This is a genomic window from Streptomyces sp. NPDC048636 (assembly GCF_040650655.1).
In the GTDB taxonomy this organism is placed as follows: Bacteria; Actinomycetota; Actinomycetes; order Streptomycetales; family Streptomycetaceae; genus Streptomyces.
Genome location: NZ_JBEZHR010000017.1, coordinates 138,378 through 159,878, shown reverse-complemented (window position 1 = coordinate 159,878; position 21,501 = coordinate 138,378). Strand labels below are relative to the sequence as shown.

Annotated in this window: 15 protein-coding genes; 7 read left to right on the top strand and 8 right to left on the bottom strand. The window is 72.3% G+C overall.

What is annotated here, in order from left to right; translation table 11 throughout:
* The first annotated feature begins 24 nt into the window (after window positions 1–24).
* The gene (locus AB0C66_RS32060; protein WP_362446616.1) at window positions 25–447 is read left to right on the top strand and encodes a (2Fe-2S) ferredoxin domain-containing protein; all 423 of its coding nucleotides are present in this window, start codon (window positions 25–27) and stop codon (window positions 445–447) included.
* Between the two features lie 84 nt (window positions 448–531).
* Here the strand turns inward: AB0C66_RS32060 and AB0C66_RS32055 are convergent, their stop codons facing one another.
* Entirely contained in the window at window positions 532–1,332 is an 801-nt protein-coding gene (locus AB0C66_RS32055) for a CAP domain-containing protein (RefSeq protein ID WP_362446613.1), read from the bottom strand.
* A 644-nt stretch (window positions 1,333–1,976) separates the two neighbouring features.
* Between AB0C66_RS32055 and AB0C66_RS32050 the strand changes: the two genes are divergently transcribed.
* A complete protein-coding gene (locus AB0C66_RS32050) occupies window positions 1,977–2,738 on the top strand; it encodes a GNAT family N-acetyltransferase (protein ID WP_362446610.1) in 762 nt (253 codons plus the stop codon).
* Between the two features lie 145 nt (window positions 2,739–2,883).
* Window positions 2,884–3,672: a DUF427 domain-containing protein gene (locus AB0C66_RS32045; RefSeq protein WP_362446652.1), complete on the top strand. Its 789-nt coding sequence runs from the start codon at window positions 2,884–2,886 to the stop codon at window positions 3,670–3,672.
* On the opposite strand, the gene AB0C66_RS32040 is transcribed toward AB0C66_RS32045, so the two are convergent.
* From AB0C66_RS32040 to AB0C66_RS32025, 4 genes are all read right to left on the bottom strand, one after another.
* Window positions 3,653–5,917, bottom strand: a complete 2,265-nt coding sequence (locus tag AB0C66_RS32040; protein WP_362446607.1) for an ATP-binding domain-containing protein — start codon at window positions 5,915–5,917, stop codon at window positions 3,653–3,655. The two genes, AB0C66_RS32045 and AB0C66_RS32040, sit on opposite strands and share 20 nt — an antisense overlap.
* 181 nt (window positions 5,918–6,098) lie before the next feature.
* The gene (locus tag AB0C66_RS32035) at window positions 6,099–7,265 is read right to left on the bottom strand and encodes a S8 family serine peptidase (RefSeq protein ID WP_362446604.1); all 1,167 of its coding nucleotides are present in this window, start codon (window positions 7,263–7,265) and stop codon (window positions 6,099–6,101) included.
* Window positions 7,262–8,050 carry a hypothetical protein gene (locus AB0C66_RS32030; protein WP_362446601.1) on the bottom strand — a complete coding sequence of 263 codons (789 nt, stop codon included), beginning with the start codon at window positions 8,048–8,050 and terminating at the stop codon, window positions 7,262–7,264. The genes AB0C66_RS32035 and AB0C66_RS32030 overlap by 4 nt, the downstream gene beginning before the upstream one ends.
* 474 nt (window positions 8,051–8,524) lie before the next feature.
* On the bottom strand, window positions 8,525–9,439 hold the full coding sequence (locus AB0C66_RS32025; protein ID WP_362446598.1) for an AraC family transcriptional regulator: 915 nt from the start codon (window positions 9,437–9,439) through the stop codon (window positions 8,525–8,527).
* A gap of 144 nt (window positions 9,440–9,583) precedes the next feature.
* Between AB0C66_RS32025 and AB0C66_RS32020 the strand changes: the two genes are divergently transcribed.
* Window positions 9,584–11,383: a beta-galactosidase gene (locus tag AB0C66_RS32020; protein ID WP_362446596.1), complete on the top strand. Its 1,800-nt coding sequence runs from the start codon at window positions 9,584–9,586 to the stop codon at window positions 11,381–11,383.
* Window positions 11,384–11,454: 71 nt separating this feature from the next.
* Here the strand turns inward: AB0C66_RS32020 and AB0C66_RS32015 are convergent, their stop codons facing one another.
* Together AB0C66_RS32015 and AB0C66_RS32010 are read right to left on the bottom strand one after the other, a co-directional pair.
* Complete coding sequence (locus AB0C66_RS32015) at window positions 11,455–14,583, bottom strand: endo-alpha-N-acetylgalactosaminidase family protein (protein ID WP_362446593.1); 3,129 nt, start codon at window positions 14,581–14,583, stop codon at window positions 11,455–11,457.
* A 121-nt stretch (window positions 14,584–14,704) separates the two neighbouring features.
* Complete coding sequence (locus tag AB0C66_RS32010; protein ID WP_362446590.1) at window positions 14,705–15,349, bottom strand: GNAT family N-acetyltransferase; 645 nt, start codon at window positions 15,347–15,349, stop codon at window positions 14,705–14,707.
* An 88-nt stretch (window positions 15,350–15,437) separates the two neighbouring features.
* Between AB0C66_RS32010 and AB0C66_RS32005 the strand changes: the two genes are divergently transcribed.
* The 3 genes from AB0C66_RS32005 to AB0C66_RS31995 all read left to right on the top strand — a co-directional run bounded on the left by AB0C66_RS32005 (window position 15,438) and on the right by AB0C66_RS31995 (window position 19,753).
* Complete coding sequence (locus AB0C66_RS32005; protein ID WP_362446587.1) at window positions 15,438–16,184, top strand: response regulator transcription factor; 747 nt, start codon at window positions 15,438–15,440, stop codon at window positions 16,182–16,184.
* The gene (locus AB0C66_RS32000) at window positions 16,181–17,602 is read left to right on the top strand and encodes a HAMP domain-containing sensor histidine kinase (RefSeq protein WP_362446584.1); all 1,422 of its coding nucleotides are present in this window, start codon (window positions 16,181–16,183) and stop codon (window positions 17,600–17,602) included. The genes AB0C66_RS32005 and AB0C66_RS32000 overlap by 4 nt, the downstream gene beginning before the upstream one ends.
* A gap of 120 nt (window positions 17,603–17,722) precedes the next feature.
* A complete protein-coding gene (locus AB0C66_RS31995) occupies window positions 17,723–19,753 on the top strand; it encodes a glycoside hydrolase (protein WP_362446582.1) in 2,031 nt (676 codons plus the stop codon).
* A gap of 18 nt (window positions 19,754–19,771) precedes the next feature.
* Here AB0C66_RS31995 and AB0C66_RS31990 read toward each other — a convergent pair whose 3' ends face one another.
* Window positions 19,772–21,343, bottom strand: coding sequence for a phospholipid carrier-dependent glycosyltransferase (locus AB0C66_RS31990; RefSeq protein ID WP_362446649.1), 1,572 nt, complete (start codon window positions 21,341–21,343; stop codon window positions 19,772–19,774).
* Window positions 21,344–21,501: the final 158 nt, after the last annotated feature.

The following is a 21,501-nucleotide window of genomic DNA, read 5'->3' as shown; positions in this document are numbered from 1 at the left end:
GAACCGCCGTGCCACAATGCTCTGATGCAGACCTGGCCGCAGCGCGACATACCGGAACGGCCGTGCACTCTCGTCGTCTGCCGGGGCTGTTGCTGCGGCAGTGTGGCCAAGCACCCCCGTACCGACCACCAGGGTCAGTTGGACCGGCTGCGGGCGGCGGTCGACGCGGCACCGGAGCGGGTGGCGGTGCGGACGACCGACTGTCTGGGGCCGTGCGGTCAGGCCAATGTGGTGGTGGTCCAGCCGTCGCCCTCCGGACGCCGCGGCGGTGGACGGCCGACCTGGGTCGGCTGGGCCCTGGACGAGGAGAGCACCGACGATCTGCTCGCCTGGGCGGCCGCGGGCGGACCGGGTGTGGCCGAGCCACCGGCCACGCTGGAGCTCCAGTTCATCCCGCCTCCCGGCGAGGCGCGGGCGAGAGCGCGGGCGGCCGGGGCCGACGGCTGAGCGTCGGCCCCGGCCGGTGTGCGCCTCGGCGGGCGTGTGCCGGTGCCCTACAGCGGCCGGATGCCGTCCGGGCCGGGGCCGGGGTCAGCGGGCGGTGGCGAAGTCCTGGGTCCAGTAGTGGCCGGGCTGGGCGTGGCCGACGCCGATCTCCTTGAAGTCGCAGTTCAGGATGTTGGCCCTGTGGCCGGAGCTGTTCATCCAGCCCTCCATCACGCTCTCCGGCGAGCTGTAGCCGTAGGCCACGTTCTCGCCGTAGGCGCTCCAGGAGTATCCGGCCCGCTCGATGCGGTCGTCGGGGGACGAACCGTCGGAGCCAGTGTGCGACATGTCGTTGTGCTTCGCCATGTCCTCGCTGTGGGCCTGGGCGGCCTTGGTCAGCTTGGTGTCGACGTTCACCGACTTGCAGCCGACCTTGGCGCGCTCCTTGTTGACCAGCGCGACGATCTGGTCCTGGAGGCTGGAGGAGCCGGAGTCCTTGGTGGCGGTGGTCGACGCGGGAGCCGCGGAGGAGGACGGCGCGGCGGCCTTGGTGGTGGCGGCCTTGGTGGTGGCCTTGGCCGGGGCGGTGCGGGTGGGGGTGGCGGACGAGGGCGCCGCGGTGGAGGCGGGGGCGGACTTGGTGTGCCGCGGTGAGGCCGACCACGACGCGCTCGGAGTGCGCTCGGACCGGTCGCCGCGGTGCTCGCCCCGGTGGTCGCCCTTGTCCGAGTCGGTGTGCGGACGGTGGCCGGTGGTCGTGGTCCACTCACCCCGGGCCTCGGAGCCCTTGTCGTCCTGCCCGCCCAGACAGGCCATGGCAACGGAAGGCACACCCACGGCGGCGACGGCCACGGCCGCGACGGTTATCTTCCGGCGGTGCGACTTCTTGCTGCGGTGCTTGCTCATACATGACCTCACTCGGTGATCGCGGCACGCCCTCTCCCCCTGGTCCGGCGGGTTCGGCACGATGTCTCGCACGAGCCGCCGGGGCGCCTTGCGGGCCGCCATTCTTAGAGCCGCCGAAGGCACGGGGCAACAAGTGTTCGGTCCTATACGGCTTCGTAGTGGCACACGTGGCTTGCGCTGTCCCGCGATGCGTGCTGGTCCGGCTTCACAGATTCACCACAGGGCTGTCACACCGTCAGAACACCTGGCCTCTAGGCGAGTGCGCACCACGCCCCATCCGCCCGGATGGCATGGCGGACCGGAGCACACATGTCCACCAGAGCGGAAAAAACCTCTTATGTCGGCTAGGAGGTATCGCCCGCCACGTACCTTTTGAGCCGTGGGATCGATGTGACAGATCTCATGGTGTGGCGAGGTGTTCCACGGCTCGGCGGTCCGTGGCGCGGGCCTCGCACCACACCGGTCACCTGTCGGGAGGTGTTCACACCGGGCCGGGTGAATGGCCACCGCGAATTTGCCCCGGCCCAGGGGCGGTGTGCCAGAGTGGACGGCCGCCTCCCCCCGACCCACCCCCGTGCCTTCCCTCCTCCGTGGCTCCTCAGCCGTCCTTCCTTGTCCTTCCTCATGTCTTCGTGTGAGTAGCGATGCAGGCAACGACTGTTCTCCCCCGCCCCGCGGACCTGTTCGAGCAGGGCCTGGAACAGCGGCCGGGCTCCGCCCTGCTGCGTTTCGGCGCCGCGCGACAACGCCCGGCCGACCGGATCAGCTGGTCCGGCGACGGCGCCGCGGCCTGGCTGGACGACACCCGCGGCCATGTCTGGAGCGTCGGTGAACCGGTGGCCGCCGCCGCCCTCGTACTGCGCGCGGCGCAGGGCCATCCCGACCGGGTGCGCGAGTTCACCGGGCCACGGGGCACCGACACCCTGGTCGCCCGCCATCTGCCGATGGCCGATGTGGTCGAGTGGGTCTTCCGCTGGACGCAGGACGAGCCACCGGTGCAGCGTGGCGAGGAGCGGGTGGTCGAGCTCGGCGAGCGCCACCACGACGAGCTGCTGGCGTTCCTCAACGAGCACAGCCCGGCCCACTCCACCGGCCCCGGCTCCGCCGGTGTCAGCCTGTGGGCGGGGATCCGGGACGACGACGGGCGGCTGGTGGCGTGCGGCGCCCTGAGCAGTCTGCGGGACAGTGGAGCGCCGCTGATGGCATCCGTGGCCACCGACGCGCAGATGCGCGGCCAGGGGCTGGGCGCGGCACTGACCTCATGGCTGACCCGCTACGCGGTGCGCCGCCACGGGTACTGCACCCTGTGGCAGCTGGCCGACAACGCGCCCGCGGCCCGGCTGTACGACCGTCTCGGCTACCGCGACGAGGACCCCTGCGTGGCCGCGCGGATCCCGATGGGCTGAGGCCACCACGGAGCTGCGGAATCCCGTCCGACCGGGCATGGTGGAGGTCGATCGCCGGTACCGGCACGCGCCGTACCGGCGGGATCCGGACCGGAATCAGGGTGAGGTGGCGTGCGTGGCGGACAGTGGTGGCGGGGCCGGGGCGGTGCCCGTACGGCGGCGGGACGGCACACCCGGCGAGGCGCTGGTGTGGGAGCCGAGTGAGCGCTGGGTGCGGGGCACCAAGGACGGGATCACGGTGGTGGACAGCCGCCGTCCGCTCCTGGTGTGGGAGCCGGGGCGCCCGGTCCCGCTGTACGCGTTTCCGCGCGCGGACGTCCGGATGGACCTGCTGCGCGAGACCGCGCCGCCCGCCGCCCCACGGTATGCCGGGGTGACCCACTTCGACCTGGACACCGGCGAGGGGGCCGTGCCGGACGCGGCGTGGACGTATCCCGGTGAGGAGTTGGCCGGGTACCTCTCGTTCGCCTGGTTCGGACGGGAGGTGCTCGACCACTGGTACGAAGAGGAGGAGGAGATCTTCGTCCACCCCCGCGACCCCCACAAGCGCGTGGACGCGCTGCCGAGCACCCGTCATGTGCGGGTCTCGATCGAGGGGACGGTGGTGGCGGACTCGCACTCCCCGGTGCTGCTCTTCGAGACCCATCTGCCCGTCCGCTACTACCTCCCGCGCGAGGACGTCCGGCTGGATCTGCTCACCCCGGCCGAGCTGACCACCCGCTGCCCGTACAAGGGGGTGGCCACCGCGTACTGGTCCTGGGCGGGCGGTGGCGAGGTGCCCCCCGGCATCGCCTGGAGCTATCCCGCCCCGCTCCCGGCCGTGGACATCATCAGGGACCGGGTGGCGTTCTACAACGAGGCGGTCGACATCACGGTCGACGGTGAACGCCAGGAGCGCCCGGTCACCGGGTTCCTCACTCCTCCGAAGCGGTGAGCGGCGTCCCCTCCCCCGGCCCGGGCCCAGCCACCCCGAGCGCGCCCAGACCCGCCGGCAGCGGGCCGGTGTGCACCACACCCAGCCGCTGGGTGGCCCGGGTGAGCGCCACGTAGAGATCGCTCGTCCCGAACTCCGCCGGTTCGGCCACGATCACGGTGTCGAACTCCAGCCCCTTCGCCTGCCGCGGGTCGAGCAGGACCACCGGACGGGTCAGATCCGGGGTGCGTCCTGCGGAGGCGTCCGGGAGCGCGGCCACCAGGGCGTCGAGACGGTCGCGCGGCGCGATCACCGCGATCCGGCCCTCCTCCCGGGTCTCCCGCGCCACGGCCTCGGCCACCGCCCCGGGCAGATCGGCGGTGTGCCGGGCCCACGGGCGCACCCTGGTGGCGCGGACGGAGCTCGGCGGTGCGAAATCGGGGTCCGCGGACCGGGCTACCTCCGCCGCGATGGCCATGATCTCGGCCGGGGTGCGGTAGTTGACGGCGAGCCGGGTGTGCTCGAAGCGGTCCTCGACATACGGGGCGAGGATCTCCGACCAGGAGCCGCAGCCACCGGGCTCCGCGGTCTGCGCGGGGTCGCCCACCAGCGTCATCGAACGGGTCGGGCTGCGCCGCATCAGCAGCCGCCACGCCATCGCGGACAGCTCCTGCGCCTCGTCCACGATGATGTGGCCGAAGGCCCAGGTGCGGTCGGCGGCGGCGCGCTCGGCGGCGCTGCGGTGGTCGGCCTCCTCGTTCCGCTCCGCGAGCCGCTCGGCGTCGATCAGGTCATGGGCGGCGAGCACCTCCGCGTCCTCGTCCTCACGGTCCTCGAACTCCTGGGTGCGGGAGCCGTAGGAGAGGTCGAGCACACCCTGTGCGTAGGCGATGCGCTCCTGTCGTTCGCCCTCGGCCGCGGCGCGGGCGGCCGAGTCGTCCACGCCGAGCAGTTCGGCGGCCTCGTCGAGCAGCGGGACATCGGCGGCGGTCCAGTCGCCGCCGGTGCGGCGGATCGCCTCGGCGTCGGCCTCGGGGAGGTGGACCGGATCGCCGAGGAAGTCCGCGACGAGCCGCTCCGGGGTGAGCCGGGGCCACAGCTCCTCGATGGCGGCGTGCACCTCGGGGTTGGTGGCGATGGCCTTGCCGAGCTGGGCGATGTCGTCGGGGCCCAGCAGGTTCGGGCCGCCGAAGGGGTCGGCGCCGATCCGGTCGGTCAACTGGTCGGTCAGGTCGTCGATGACGGAGAAGGCGTAGTGCGGGCGGGCGAGGTTGTGCGGCAGCCGTGTCTCGCGGGCCCGGTGGCGCGCGTCGGACGCGATGTCCGCGTCGAGCACCAGCTCACCGTCCTCATGGGGGATGACGATGGCCGGATCGGGCAGGGCCTGCTTGTCCCGTACGAACCGGGCCAGCGCGTCGGCCATCGTGGCGCGCCCCTTGACCTCGGCGGCGGCCGGGGTGTCGAGGCCGGTGGCGGTCACCCCGGGGAACAGCTCGCCGAGCGTGGCGAGCATGACACCGGTCTCGCCGAGTGAGGGCAGCACCTCCCCGATGTAGCCGAGGAAGGCCGGGTTGGGGCCGACGATCAGCACCGCGCGGCGGGCCAGCAACTCCCGCTGCGCGTAGAGCAGATACGCGGCGCGGTGCAGGGCGACGGCGGTCTTCCCGGTGCCGGGGCCACCCTCGACGACCAGGACACCGGTGCGCGGGGCGCGGATGATCCGGTCCTGTTCGGCCTGGATGGTCTGCACGATGTCATGCATCCGGCCGGTACGGGCGGTGTCCAGGGCGGCGAGCAGTACGGCATCGGCGTCACTGCCCTCATGGCCGGTCCGTCTGCTGTCGGACAGATCCAGGATCTCGTCATGGAGGGCGGTGATCCGCCGGCCTTCGGTGGTGATGTGCCGTCTGCGCCGCAGCCCCATGGGGGTGTGTCCGGTGGCGAGGTAGAACGGGCGCGCCACATCGGCCCGCCAGTCGACGATCAGCGGGGTGCGCTCGGCGTCGTCGCGCCGCATGCCGATGCGCCCGATGTGGTGGTCACGGCCGTCGCGGAACATCAGCCGTCCGAAGCACAGCCCCCGCTCCCCCGCGTCGAACGCGGCGAGCAGACCGGACCGCTCGGCGACCAGCACATCCCGCTCCAGCCGTCCCTGGAAGGTGCTGCCGCCCATGGTCAGGGCCTCCGAAACGGATTTCTCCGCTTCGTCCCTCAACTCGGCGAGGCGTCCGTGGAGCACATCAAGAAACTCTTGTTCACGGCGCATTTCCTCATTTGACAATTCGACTCCCGCCGGGTAATATCCGTGACATCGGGCCTTACCATGCTGTGAATTCACCCAGACATGGAAACCCCCAATATACGCAGAGAAACACCCCGGTCGTCAAGGCGACCGGGGTGTTTCTCTTTACCTCCGCGCTTTCACCCGGGTATGTCGTCCGGCGGGCTCAGAGCTTCGGCCCTGCCGCCATCGCCGCCGCGCGACGGCGGCCCGCCCGGCTGATCAGCACCGCACAGACAATCATCAGCAGCCCCGCTCCGGCGGCACCGAGACCGATGGTCACCAAATCCGTCTCCAACGGCGGATGGTCGGTTTTCGATGTGCCGTCCGGCTCCGCGAAGAATTCCTTGCCCTTGTGCTTCACCGGAGCCGTTCCGTCGGCGGGCGGCTTCGCGGCGGACCGCACCGCCGCGGCGGCGTTGATCGGCCCATATCCGACCAGGGCGTTGCGTCCGCCGGGCGGATGGGTGGCGGTCTTGGTGAGCACCGCCCGCACCTGTGCCGGTGTCAGCTTGTTGTTGTGGGAGAGCATCAGGGCCACCACACCGGAGGTCAGCGCCGCGGCGGGCGAGGTGCCACTGCTGGTGGCCCAGCCACCGGTGTGCTTCGCGCTCACGATCTCCACACCCGGCGCCGCCACCGTGTTGTAGGTCCGTACGGTGGAGAAATCGGCGCGGCTGCCGCCCTTCTGGAGCGCGGCGACGGCGACCACACCCGGATAACCGGCGGGGTAGGAGGCTTCGTTGAAGGCGTCCCCCTCGTTGCCCGCGGAGGCGATCACCGGAATGCCCTTCTGCGCGGCCCGGGCCAGGGCGTTGACCTCGGTCTCGTCATAGCGGTCGCCCCACATCTCACCGCCGAGCGACATCGAGATCACATCGGCGCCGTGGTCGACCGCGTAGTCGATACCCTGCCCGACCGGGCTGGGACCCGACGGCCCCTCGTCGAAGTCGTGGTCATGCTTGTCGTCGAGCACCCGGACGGCGAGGATGTCCGCCTTCGGGGCGACCTTGAGCACATCCGAGGCCATCGCCGTACCGTGCCGACCCCAGCGCGGATCGCCGGCCGTGAGGCCGTCCCGGTAGAAGTCGGGGCCCGTGGTCACCTTGCCACGGAGCGCCGGGTGGTTCTCCATCACCCCGCTGTCCAGGACCGCGACCTTGATACCCTCGCCCTGGGCGATCCGCTGTGCCTCGGGCAGGCCGAGTGCCTGGGACTCCCAGCTGACCGGGGTGGGAACGGGAGCGGCCGACGCGGACGTGGCGGGCAACGTGGCCAGCAGCGTCCCGAGTACGGCCGCGGTCATCGCCGTAGCGATGCGCCGGACACTCATGTGGTCTCCTCCATCACCAGTGCACTGAGGTGCTCATCGATCGCGTCCGCCAGGTTGTCGGCGGCGCCGCTCCACGGAGCGCGGTCCTGCTTCGCGTCGATGCTGGAACCGCCCCACTTGCCGGGCAGCGGACCCGCCTTGCGGCCGTCGACCGCTCCGGCGGAGGCCACGACGGCGTAGGGAATGCTCAGTTCGGTGACCGACCTGCCCGCAGAACCGTTACTGCGGCTATCGCTCCAGCGGGCCGCGAGGGTGCCCGGCACCGCGTACGCCTTCACACCAGGCGAGGGATCGCGCTTCTCCTTCTCGCCGTCGAAGAACGTGCTCATCGCCGTCTTCGCGGCGTCGCCCTTGGGGAGGACGACAACGGCGGCGGTGGCCACGGTGTTGCCGGTCGGGTCGACATAGGTGGCGCGCAGTACCGCCTTGCAACCCAGCTTCTCGGCCTCGGTCGCGGTCCCGCCCCGCAACCCCTCGTCACAGCCGGTCTCTTCGGAGACGCCGATCCGGTGCCACTGGGCCCGGGTGCGGTCGGTGGACTTCGACTGGGCGTCCTCGCGGAGCGCGAGGGTCTCCGGGAGGAGCTTGTCCACCGGCTCGTTGCGCCACATCGCCGGACCGTACTCGGAGCGGTTGGAGGTGGTCTGGCTGTGGTTGGAGTAGGCGTGGACGGTCAGCGCCCCGCCGCCCAGCAGGGCCATCGCCCCGACGATGCCGAGGCCGACGGTGAGACAGGTGCGCCCGCCGCTCCTCTGGGCGGCCGGGGGCCGAGGAGGAACGGGCATACCACCGGGCGGCATTCCGGGTGCCCAGCCCTGCGGAGTGGCGGGCGGCTGGCCCGGCTGCCCCATCGGGCCCGGCTGGCCCATCGGGCCCGGCTGGCCCATCGGGCCCGGCTGGCCCATCGGGCCCGGCTGGCCGGGTGGGCCCTGCCAGCCCTGCGGTGCGTGGGACGGTGGCGGTGGTGGTGGCATGGGGGGTGGCGCGCCACCCTGCCCCTGGCCCTGCGGCCAAGCCCCCTGCGGTTGCTGACCATACGGCGGTTGCTGACCATACGGCCCGGCGTTGCCCGGATTCCCGGGTGGCCCAGGGTAGGACATGGCTCCCCTCCTCGGTGTCGGCGTCCAATGAGCGGGCGCAGAACAGCGGGAAGACAGCACGCCTCCAGCACACACGCCCCCGCACGTGCGAAGGAGACACTATCGACCGCCCCGGACGACGGGTCACGGGCCCCCTCCCCCGGCGACCGCGACACCCGGTCATCCGCCGCCGGGCCGCCCGTCGTCCGCCGGTGTCGAGGGCGGAATGGTCGGCGGACGGCCGGGGTCGGGGATCCGGTCGGTGAAGCCACCGGGCACCGAACGGCCTTGCTGCGCACGGAAGCGGACCGGGGCCGTACCCACCCGGCGGGCGAACAGCCGGCTGAAGTAGGCGGGATCGTCGTAGCCGACCCTGCGGGCGATGGCGGCCACCGGGAGTTCGGTGCCGACGAGGAGTTCCTTGGCGCGGCCCAGCCGGATCCCCAGGAGATAGTCCTTGGGGCTGCACCCCGCGCCACGCCGTACCGCCGTGCGCAGTTCGGCCGGGGTCATACCGTGCCGGGCGGCGTGTTCGGCCACCGACAGCGGCTGGAAGGCGTCACGGGCCAGCGCCTGGAGCACCGGATGGCCATCGGCGCCGGTGTCGGCGCGGACGCGGCGCAGGGCGACGAGGAGTTCATGGACCGCGGCCGCGGTCTCGACCTCCAGGAACGGATTGCCCTGCCGGGCGGCGCGGACGATCCGGCCGATGGCCGTACGGGCGGTGGCGGTGTCGGTGAGCGCGACCACGGGATCGTCCGGGTCGACATAGCCCAGTTCGGTGTAGGCGGCGGTGGCCGGTCCGGTGAAGTCCACGAACGCCTCGTCCCATCCGGTGTCCGGGTCCGGGGCGTAGTGGTGGGTGACACCGGGGGTGAGCCAGAGCAGCGCGGGCGCGGTGACGGTACGGCGGCGGCCGTCCGCACCGCGGAACCAGCCGCGGCCCGCGCTGATGACCACCGCCACATGGTGGTCGAGCGCCCGCGGACCGACGACGGGCAGGGCGCCGTGCTGGAGGCCGACGCCCAGACACACCAGACCGAGCCGGTGATGGGCCGGGCTGGGCGTGAAGTACCGCATCCAGGTGTGATACATCCGCGCTCCTCTCCTGCCGGTGGCGGTCAGCTGCGTCCAATCAATCGCCGATCTTTGTCCATGGACCGCCCGCCCGCCAGGGGGAAAGGGTGACCCGGTCGGAGCGGATGGACGAGAGCGGACGCAGGAGAGGCGGGCGGGGCTGTGCCGGAGTTCGTGGTCGGGGCCGAGGATTTCGAGCTGGACGGGCGGCCGGTCCGGCTGCTGTCGGGAGCGTTGCACTACTTCCGGGTGGCCGAGGGCCACTGGGAACACCGGCTGGCCATGGTGCGCGCGATGGGGCTGAACTGTGTGGAGACCTATGTGCCGTGGAATCTGCACGAGCCCTCGCCGGGCCGGTTCGAGGACGTGGCGGCGCTCGGGCGGTTCCTGGACGCGGTACGGGCGGCCGGACTGTGGGCGATCGTACGTCCGGGGCCGTACATCTGCGCGGAGTGGGAGAACGGCGGACTGCCGCACTGGCTGACCGGACTGGTGGACCGCCGGGTGCGCACCGCGGATCCGGAGTACCTGGCGGCGGTGGAGGGGTGGTTCGAGCGGCTGCTGGCCGAGGTCGTGCCACGCCAGATCACGGCCCCGGCAGCGTCGGGCTCCGCGTCCGGGAGCGGCGGCGGTCCGGTGCTCATGGTGCAGGTGGAGAACGAGTACGGCTCCTACGGTTCGGACCGGGGCTATCTGCTGCGGCTGGCCCGGATGCTGCGCCAACTGGGCGTGACCGTACCGCTGTTCACCTCCGACGGCCCGGAGGACCATATGCTCACCGGCGGGTCCGTGCCGGGCGTGCTGGCGACGGTCAACTTCGGGTCCGGGGCGCGGGACGCGTTCGCCGCGTTGCGCCGCCACCGGCCGTCGGGGCCACTGATGTGCATGGAGTTCTGGTGCGGCTGGTTCGGTCACTGGGGAGTGGAGAGCCCGCCGCGGGACCCGGCCGACGCCGCAGCCGCGCTGCGCGAGATTCTGGAGTGCGGTGGCTCGGTCAACGTCTACATGGCGCACGGCGGGACGAACACCGGTGGCTGGGCAGGCGCGAACCGCGCCGGAGCGGACCACCTCGGTGCGCTGCTGCCGGTGGTGACCTCCTACGACTACGACGCCCCGGTGGATGAACGGGGGCAGCCCACCGAGAAGTTCTGGCGGTTCCGGGAGGTGCTGGCGGAATACGCGGACGAACCGCTCCCGGAGCTGCCGCCCCCGCCCCCCGTTCTCACCCGGCCGGTGCGGATCGCCCTGTCACAGTGGGCGCCGCTGAGCGATGTGATCGGGACGCTGGGCGACGAGGAGGTGATCGCGCCGATGCCACCGACCTTCGAGGAGCTGGATGTGGACCGGGGTGTGGTCCGCTACCGCCTCGATGTGCCCGGGCCACGCGGCCCGTATCCGTTGCGGGTGACCGGGCTCCGGGACCGCGCGGTGTGCACGGTGGACGGACGGCGGCGAGGTGTGCTGGACGAGACGGACGCCGTCGTCGAGGGGGTGACCGGCCCGGCCGCGGTGGAGCTGTGGGTGGAGTCGCTGGGCCGGGTCGGCTACGGGCCGCGGCTGGCCGAGCCGAAGGGCATCACCGGCGGGGTGCTGCACGAGCGCCAGTATGTGCACGGGGTGCGGGCGCGGGCGCTGCGGCTCACCGCGGTGGCGGATGTGGACGCGGTGGCCCGGGTGCCCTTCCGGGAGCCCGGGGAGGAGGCGCCGGAGGGTCCGGACGGCTGGGGTGAGGGGCTGTACCGGGGGCACTTCACGGTGTCCGCCGTGGGGGACGCCACCCTCGGCCTTCCGGGCTGGACACGCGGTTTCGTCTGGATCAACGGCCACTGCCTGGGCCGCTACTGGTCGGTGGGGCCGCAGCGGACCCTCTACGTCCCCGGCCCACTGCTGCGGGCCGGGGACAACACGGTATTGGTGCTGGAGCTGGAGGGAGCCGGGGAGCGGGAGGTGTGGCTGCGCTGATGGCCACCGGACCGGTCACCGCCGCCTTCTCCGCGCGGCCCCGCCTCGGTTCGGACCGGCCCCGCCACGGTTCAGTCCAGCTCCTCCACGGTGAAGGAGTCGAGGGTGAACTCGGCGGTGCCACTGTCACCGGTCTTCCGCAGCCCCACCCACATCTCACCCTCCGCGGGCGCGGTGACGGTGTAGCTGTGGGTGGCCCGCCCGCTGGCGGCGGGCAGCGGGGCGCGCTCCAGCTCCCGCGCCCCGGGCTCGTCCACGGCCGTGATCCACGCGTACTGTCCGGCCGCCTCGTTGGCGTAGGTCAGGCTCACCCGGTAGCGCCGTCCGGGACGGAAGCGGGCGGTGTGCGGCACCGTGCGGTAGACCAGACCCTGGTTCTCACCACGTGACTTGAGCGACTGGCCGCCCTCGAGCACATCGTCGATGACCTTGCCGTTCCATCCGGCCTGGGTGAACGGGGCGTGCCGCTGGGCGATATGGGTCCGGGGGTCGGTCACACCGCCCGCGTCACCCTTCACGAACGGGCCCCAGCCCTGTGGCACCCGCTCGAAGTCCTCGTACACCAGGGTGCCGGACTTCTCGGTGGGCCGGGCCCGCACCACACGCAGCCGGTCGAAGCGGACCCGGGCCCGGCCCGCGGCCACGGCGAGGGTGAGGGTGACCGGTCCGCCGCCGTCGGGGACGGTGAAGTAGGTGAACATCCGCTGGAAACGGGTGCCGTGCTTACGGTCGGCTGCCATGTGGTTGGCGGCCGTCGAGGTCTCGGTCCAGTTCTCCGCGGTGACCCCGTCGGCGGTGCGCACCCGCAGCGCGGCCCGCCGCCGGTCACCCGGCTTCGCGCCCACTTCCACCTGTACGGAGGCCACATAGCCACCAGGGGCGAGCCGACCGAGCCGCTGGCCGACGGTGGCGGCCGCGCCCTCGCCGATGACCAGTTCGTAATCGCCCAGCTCGCTGCGTTCGACGGTGGCCGGGCCGGTGGTCCGCCAGCCGCGCAGCGAACCGGAGTGGAAACCGGGGTCGTACAGCGGGGTGCCCTCGCCCCAGCCGGGTGCCGCCTGGGCACGGGCCCGGGAGCGCAGCACCACGTAGGGGACACCGGGGTCGGCGCTAATGCTGACGCTGCCGCCGCGCACCGGCAGGGTGACGGGCTCGGCGCGCCCCTGGTCGGTCAGGCGGTACAGCACCACCGAGCGCTGCCCCGACCAGCCGCGCGGCAGCCGCCAACGGGTGCTGCCGCCCTCCGGGTTGTAGTGGTAGAGCTTGGCGGGGTCGGTGGCCTCGCGGGGTTCCCACGGCAGCAGATAGCCGCCACCGTCGTAGACCAGCCGTCCGTCGGTGGTGATGCGGCGGACACCCCCGGTGTCGCTGACCGAGGTACGGCCGGGCCCCTCGAAGGTGATCTCGTGGTCGCCCCAGGTGCGGATGGGGTACGCCTGGAGGTACTTGGCGGGCAGGCTGTGTGTCCAGATGAGCTGGTAGAAGGCGGTCCAGTCGGTTTTGCCCGTCCAGCCCTCGAAGTTGCCCATCCGGGGAATGCCGAGCAGGGTGGGCCACTTGTCGGCGAAGACGTCCTTCTGGTGGTTGCGGACGAAGCGGATGAGCCGGGAGTTGATACCGCGCGAGCCGTCCGGGCCGTAGTCGGTCTCCGTGGCCCAGTGCGACCACAGCGAGGAGCGCTCCAGGCCGTGGCCCCATTCGGTGGTGACGTGCCAGCCCTGGTCGCGCAGGGCCCGCTGGAGCCGGTCGGAGTTCCAGCCGGATTCGCGGAAGACGTCGATATAGAGGGCGCTGAGGGCGGGGTCGGTGTCGTTCCGCAGGTCCTGGAAGCGCCGGATGATGTCGCCGGAGACCAGATCGCGGCGGGCGTCGATGCGGTAGGACTGGTCGAGCCAGTCCCACTGCTTGTCGTCCTTGTCGACGAGCGTCTCGGAGAAGGCGTGCGCCACCGGATAGGACTCGGTGGCGTTGACGTGCACCGCGAAGTCGCTGTGCCAGCGGCGTCCGGCGCGCAGCAGGGTGTTGAGGTCGGACAGGCCCCCGGCGCGGGTGTTGTAGTTGCCCGCGTAGTCGGGGTGGGCGGAGTCATGGCCTTCCGACTGATAGCCCTTGAGCAGGGTGTACTGCCGCAGCCCGTCGGTGGCCAGCGCGATGCGCTTGACGTTGTCGAGGGTGTCGAGGAAGGGGTTGGTGGCCTGGCTGGCGAAGTTGAACGGGATATGCGGGACGACCCGCAGATGCTGTTCGTCGGCGCCGAGCGGGTTGACCATGATGTCGCGGAAGGCGATGGCGGCGTCCTGCCAGTCGACCACACCGTCGCCGTTGCGGTCCCGGGTGAGCACCACGGTGGCCCAGGGCAGTGGCTCGGTGGCGCCGTCGGCGGCGGTGTCGGCCCGGTGGGTCCACTCACCGCAGGTGAGCCTGGCGGTGAGCTGACCGTCCTCGCGCACGGTCTGCCGCCGCAGCCTGCCGTTCTCCCAGGTGGTGCCGGTGGCCGAAGTGGGCTTGTCCCATACGGTGTTGGTCTCGATGGCGGCGGCCAGCCGGTCGGTGCTGACGACGGCGTAGGCACAGCCGATCGGTTCGGCGTCGGTGGGGGTGTCGGTGGCGGGGCGGACGAAGGTGTCGCCGCTCTTCGCCTTGTCCAGGTCGATCCGGGCGGCCAGCAGCGTGGCACCCGGCTGGTCGGCGCGGACACTGAGGAACGCCAGCGCGGGGATGCGCAGGGTGCCCACGCGCAGCGCGTCGGAGTCCGTGATCCGGATGACCCGCCAGTCGACCTGCCATCCGCTGACCCGGATCCGGATGTCGACCTCGGCGTCCGGTCCTGAGGTGTCCGCACCGAAGGCGAGGGTGTAGGTGATGTGGTCCGCGCCGCTGGTGACGGCGGTGGTGCGGGGGGTGCGTTCGGTGCCGTCGATGAGCACCGAACGCACCGGCTCCCGCTGTCCGTGCAGTACCGCGCCGGTGTCGCGGTCGGTGTACGCGATGACGCGCGGGAAGTCCGCGTCCACCCGCACCTCGAGCCGCTGTGACCGCAGGGTGCGCTCGGTGGCGCGGGCGGGTGCGGTGTCACGGGCGTACGCGGTACCACCGCCCGCGCCGATGGCCGTTCCGATTCCGGCCAGGGTGGTGGTGACCACGACCGCTCTGCGGCCGGGACGCCCCTCCTCAGGCCGCCTCTCCTCTGTGTGAGTCAACGCGCCGGCTCCTCCGCCTCGCTGGTGGGAACAGTGCTCCACCCTGCGACCGCGGCCGGGCGGCCGCCCATGGACAAGTGCGCCCGGGTGTTGGACTAACGGGCCGGGACCGCGGCACCGGTCACCACAGACGGTCGATCTCCCCCGGGTACAGCTCGATCCGCGCGGAGCGGAAGTCGGCGCGGTGGCGCCGGGCGGCGGCGGAGAAGAAGTCCGCCATCGTGACCTTGTCGAAGGGGGGCCGGTCGCTCGGGAAGGGGGCCTCGGGTGTGCCTCCGACGAGCACCGTGCCGGGCAGCGGCTGCCATCCCGCGCCCGTGTAGAAGTCCCGCAGGTGCCGGTCACAGGTGAACACACCCAGGTCGAGTCCGGAGCCGGCCATGGCCCGGCGCGCGGCGGCGACCAGGCGCGCGCCATGGCCGAGGCCGCGTACCGCCCGCCGGGTGACCACGGTGCTCAGTCCCCCGGCCCGGTAGGAGCGGCCCGCGTGGGTGAGGGTCTTGGTGAGGATGTCCAGGGCGGCCAGCACGGTGCCGTCCGTGGGGTCGGCGGCTCCATCGTCCACGAGCAGCATCGACGTCGGCCGCAGCGCGGGGTCGTGGGTGGCCCGGGGTCCGCCCTCGGCCCCGGGGTCCGCCGGGGGCCACGCCTCCTGCTGGAGCTCCCACACCTGGGCGCGGAGCGGGGCCGGTGTCCCGGCTTCGGGGAAGGACAGGATCCGCATCCGCCGATTGTCGCCCATGGTGGTGGAGAGCCTTCCGCCCATGGTGGTTGGCCCATGGTGGTTAAGAGCCTTCTAAGAGCACGTTCTGCCAGGGTGGGGACTGACCTGTGCCCATCCGAAAGGCCCCGCGATGTCCGCTGCCGCGTCCTCCCCCTCCGGCCGGGGAAAGCCCACCGATCCCCGGACGGCGGCCGTGCTGGTCGTGGACGACGACCCGGAGGTGCGCGCCGCCCTCGTGGACGGGCTGGCCGTGGAGGGGTACCGGGTGCGGGTGGCCGGGGACGGTCTGGCGGCGCTCAGCGCGGTCGCCGCGGAGCCACCGGACGCCATCGTGCTGGACCTGGCCATGCCGGTCATGGACGGGCTGGCGGTGTGCCGCCGGCTGCGCGGGCTCGGCGACCGTACGCCCGTCCTGGTGCTCACCGCCCGGGACGGGATCAGCGAGCGGGTGGCGGGGCTGGACGCGGGGGCCGACGACTACCTGGTCAAGCCGTTCGCGCTGGATGAGCTGCTGGCCCGGCTGCGGGCGCTGCTGCGCCGTACCGCGCCCGCCGGGGCCCTCGACGAGGAGGTGTCCGGGGCGCTGTCCTTCGCCGATCTGACCGTCGATCCGCGGAGCCGCACCGGAGTGCGGGACGGTCGGCGGATGGAGTTCACCCGCACCGAGTGCGCGCTGCTGGAGGTGTTTCTGCGCCATCCGGGCCAGGTGCTGCCACGGGAGCTGATCCAGGAGCTGGTGTGGGGCACCGAGTTCGCCTCGGACTCCAACTCGCTGGCGGTGTACATCGGCTATCTGCGTCGCAAACTGGAGGCCGACGGCGCCCCGCGGCTGGTCCACACGGTGCACGGCACCGGCTACGAACTGGCCGAGCGATGAGCGCCGCCCGCCGGACCGGCGGCCGTCTGACCGGCCCTCTGCCGCTGCGCACCAGGATGGCGCTGATCACCTCGGCCGCGGTGGCACTGGTCACGGTCGGGGTGTGCGCGGCGGCGTATGTGGTCATCCGCTACGAGCTGGTGCGTCAGCTCGACCTCCAGCTCACCCAGCAGGCCACCCTGCTGGTCCAGGAGCGGCGGGACGAGGGCACCGGGACGCTGTACGGCGAGTGCCGCTGGCTGGCCGCCCCGGCCTGTGCGCAGGTGGTCACGCCGAAGACCGGCACACCGGGGCACCCGGGCGGCCGGGATCTGGTCATCCCGGTGACCGGAGCCACCCGCCAGGTGGCCGCGGGCTCCCGTGGCGCGTACTACAGCGAGGTCACCGTGCACGGTCATGGGATGCGGACGCTGACCACCCCGCTGCGCGGCGAGCGCGCGCTCCAGCTCGCCGTGCGCTCCGACACCGTGGCGCAGGGCGAACGCCAGGCCGCGCGGCTGCTCGTGGCCATCGGCGCGGCGGGGGCGCTGCTCGCCGCCGGGCTCGGCTATCTCGCCTCCCGCCGCGCGCTGGCGCCGGTCACCCGGCTCACCGCCACCGCCGAACGCATCGCCGCCACGCGCGACCCGGCCCATCGCATCGAGCTGCCGCCGGAGGAGGGGCGCCGCGGGGACGAGATCTCCCGGCTGGCCGGGAGCTTCAACACCATGCTCGGCGAACTCGAGGAGTCGGTGGCCGCCCAGCGCCGACTGGTGGCCGACGCCTCCCATGAGCTGCGCACCCCGCTGACCGCGCTGCGCACCAACGCCGAGCTGCTGGCCCGTGCCGACCGGCTCTCCCCCGCCCAGCGGGAGCGGGCCGCGACGGCGCTCGGCGGCCAGCTGCGCGAGGTCACCGGCCTGGTCAACGATCTGATCGAGCTCGCGCGGGACGAGGAGCCGCAGGCGCTGGTGGAGCCGGTACGGCTGGACCGGCTGGCCGCGCGGTGTGTGGCGGAGGCGCGCTCGCACTGGCCGCGCACCACCTTCAGCACGGAGCTGGCCGCCACCACCGTGGAGGGGGTGCCCGCGCGGCTGGCCCGGCTGCTGACCAATCTGCTGGACAACGCCGCCAAGTTCAGCCCGTCCGGCGCCGAGGTGGAGGTCCGGCTCACCCCCGGTGACCACGGCATCGACCTCACCGTACGCGACCACGGCCCCGGTATCGCCGCCGAGGATCTGCCGTACGTCTTCGACCGCTTCTACCGCTCCCGGCAGGCACGCGCGCTGCCCGGTTCGGGGCTGGGGCTGGCCATGGCCCGGCAGATCGCCCGGGCCCACGGCGCCGCGCTCACCGCGGAGGCGGCCGACGGCGGCGGTGCGCTCTTCCGGCTGCGCGTGCCGCGCCACCGGTCCGGGCCCACGGGTCCGGAGGAGTGAGAACAGCCCCCCGGAGCCATTCCCGTAAGGCTTCAAGGTCTCAAGGTTCCAAGGCTTCGGAGAAGCGTTCAGATCGGCCTTCTTAGAAGCCCTCTTATATCCGCTCGTTATCAACGTCTCATGAAACGCAAACACTTCACCCGGCCGCGGGTGATCGCCGCGGTATCGCTGGCGGGCGCGGTGTCCTGTCTCGCCCTCGCCTCGACCACCCTCGCCTCCACCACCCACGCCGGGAAGCAGGAGGCGCCACGGCCGGTCGTGGTCGGTGGCCATCGTGTGGAGGTCCCGCTGCGGGGCGGCACCGCCACCGTCGACACCACCTCTCTGCGGGTCACCGCCCGTACCGGCCAGGGGACCGTGGAGCTGTCCGCGCCCGCGGCCACCGCTCCCGGAAAGCCCGGCTCCGTGACCACCTCGCCGGGCACCGCCCGCTGGAGCTATCCGGACACCGGGCTGGACGTCACCGCCCGCGCCGGTGACAACGGCCGTCTGGTGCTGTCGGTCACGGCCACCGGCAGGGCCGACAAGAAGGCCGCCCGCACCCTGTCGTGGCCGGTCACCGGCACCGACCGGCGCGCCTCCGCCGTACAGCTGCCGCGCGGGGAGGGGCTGTCGCTGCCGGTTGCCGACCGCTTCTGGAACTCCTCCCGGGCCGAGCTGGTCGACACCGACATGGACATGGAGTCGTCCCTGTCGATGCCGCTGTGGGGCTACACCCTCGGCAACCGGCAGGGGGTGAGCTATCTCGTGCCCAGCGATATCGGCACCACGCTGCGCGTCACCTCCGACGGGGGCAGACTGCGCACCGCCGCCACCCACCGGTTCTCCCGCCCCGATGACACCATGCGGTACACCGTCGCCTTCTCCCTCACCGACGGCTCTCCGGTGGCCTCCGCCCGTGACTACCGCGCCTGGCTCGGCGAGCACGGACAGCTGAAGAGCCTGCGGCAGAAGATCCGGGAGACCCCGGCCACGCGGAAGCTGCTCGGTGCCTTCCACGCCTACCTGTGGGGCGATGCGCGCAAGGCCCCCTTCATGGGCAAGCTGCGCGGCCTCGGGGTGGACCGGATGTGGCTCGGCTACGACGCCGACGACCGGCCCATGGACGCCGCCGCCACCGCGGCCGCGAAGAAGGCGGGCTATCTCGTCGGCCCGTACGACTCGTTCGCCAACGGCCAGGACCCGGCCACCTCCGACGCGCCGACATCCACCTGGCCGGGCACGGTGTACCCGGACTTCTGTGTGCGGGACGCCGACGGCAAGCCCGTCCCCGGCTTCCACGACCGCGGCTGCTACCTCAGCTCCGAGGCGTTCGAGAAGGCCGAGCCGCGCCACCACTACCTCGCCGAGCGCACCCGCGAGATGACCAAGGCGGGCGCCGACAGCTACTTCCTCGACGTGGACGCGGCCGGTGAGCTGTTCCGCGACCACAGCACCGGCCACCCCATGACCAAGGCGGAGGACCGCGCCAACCGGCTGGCCCGGATGAAGCGGCTGTCCGACCGGGGCCTCGTCCTCGGCTCGGAGTCCGCCGGGGCCTGGTCCAACCGGGTGCTCGCCTTCGACCACGGCTCGGGCACCCCGGTGACGGACGGCCTGTGGAAGGCGCAGCGTGACAAGGAGAGCTGGGGCGGCTACGCCCCCGCCGACGCACCGGCCATCTTCTTCAAGCCAGCGGAGCTGCCCGCCGATGTGGCGAAGGCGATGTACGACCCGGTGTACCGGATACCGCTGTACGAGACCGCGCTGCACGACTCCCTGGTGAACACCGAGCGCTGGGAGCTGTCGTACGACAAGCTGCCGCGGCAGAAGACCGACCGCGCGCTGCTCGCCATGCTCTACAACACCCCGCTGAACTTCGTGCTCACCGGTGACTCGCTGGAGAAGAACGGCGGCGAACTGGTCACGCTCCAGAAGTACTTCGCCCCGCTGCACAAGGCGGCCGGTACCGAGCCGCTCACCGATTTCCGTGCGCTGACCGCCGATCGCACCGTCCAGCGCACCGTTTTCGGCCACGGCACCCTCACCGTCACCGCCAACTTCGGCAGTACCCCCCACAAGGGTCTGCCCGGTGGCTGTGTGGACGCCAAGCTCCGGGACGACAGCGCGCCCCGGCGGCTGTGCCCGGCCACCGGGTCCAACGGGTCGTAGGACAGGCCCGCGCCGGGATCACCGGCGGTAGAGCGTGATCGAGTGGCCGACCTCCTCGACCGGTGTGCTGCCGTCGAGGAGGTCGGCCAGCCGTCCGCGAGCCAGGGCGGCCGAGGAGTCCGACACCGCGAGCACCCCGTGCACCCGCCCCGGGTCCACCGTGCGCGGGTCGGACGCCTCGATGCCGTACGCGGACGGCAGCCCGGCGCCCTTGTAGACGAGCCAGACCCGCTCCCCCGGATAGCGCGTCCGGAGCCGGTCGGCCAGTCGCCCCAGGTCCTGTCCCCAGTCGACATTGGAGTCGTGCAGATAGTGGTGGGTCCGCGCCGGTCCGCCGAACACCTCGTTGGCGTACGGCAGATAGAAGGGGTACGTCCGCAGTGAGCTCACCCCGACCCAGGCCACCAGCGCCGCCGTGACGGCGTGCCGCCGACGCCCTCGCACGGCCACCACACAGCCCGCCGCCACGCCCAGGAACATCGGCAGGAAGACCGCGTAGCGTACGCCGAAGTCGCGGGCCCCGTCCATGGCCGCGAGCAGCAGCACGGCCGAGGGCAGGAGGAGGTAGGGCGCGGCGGGGCGGAGGCGGCGCACCGCCACCAGCGTCATGGCACCGGCCGCCCACAGCAGCAGCATGCCGAGCGGTGTCTTCACCAGCAGCGCCACGGGCAGGTAGTACCAGAGCGAGCCGAAGTAATGGCGGCCGAAGAGGAAGCCGTGGTAGCGCTGGTACTCGAAGCCGAACTGGATGCGCATCCCGTCCCGGAACGGCTCGGGGAACGGCATCCACTCGACGGCGAGTTCGCGCAGCCCCCGGAGGTCCGGCACCTGTGGCGGGGTGGTCCAGCGCAGCCGGGGATCCACGGCGAGATAGCTCGCCCACACCACGGCCAGCGCCACGAGCGCCACCCCGGCCGCCGCCGCGGCACCACGCACCAGCAGCCGTACCGTCCCGCGGACATCGAGCGGTCCGGGGTTCCCGGCCCGGCGGGCGCACCAGAACGAGACCATGGCCAGCGGCAGCAGCACGGGCACCGCGGCCAGCGCGCTCATCTTGGTGGCCACCGCCGCGCCGAGCGCCACCCCGGCCAGCGGAAGGTGGCGGAGCGGTCGTCGTCGGGCCCGCCACAGCAGCCAGACCGAGGTCAGCAGGAAGCCCGCCATGGGGACGTCGAGGGTGGCCAGGGAGCCATGGGCGATGACATCGGGCGAGAACGCGTACAGCGCGAGCGCCGTCAACGCGCCCGCGCGGCCCACGAGATCGCGGGTGAACGCCAGCACGACAAGACCGAAGAGCAGCGTCAGCGCGATCACCGGCAGCCGCGCCCAGAGCATCAGCCGCCAGGGGTCGTTGCCGGACTCGTACAGCAGATGCCGCCCCAACGCCGTCTGGTCACCGGAGAAGCCGGGGTCGAGACGGACATCGGTGAACAGTGTCCCGGCCCCGATGACCAGTTTGCCCAGCGGCGGGTGTTCGGGGTTGTACCGCAGGCTGTGCTCATGGACATTGACCACACCGGTGCCCACGTACACCGGCTCGTCGATGGTCGGGGTCTGCTGCACGGCCGTGGTCACCATCGCCACCGCCATCTGGACCAGCAGCGCCACCACGGCGAGCGCGAACAGCGGCCTCCGATGCCGTCCGAGGGTCCGCAGCACGGCCCGTGGCCGGAACCGGTCCGGCAGCCGGTGCCGGTCCGGTCGCCGTCCGGTGGCGGCCCGGGTCGTACCGTCGATGACACCTGCCC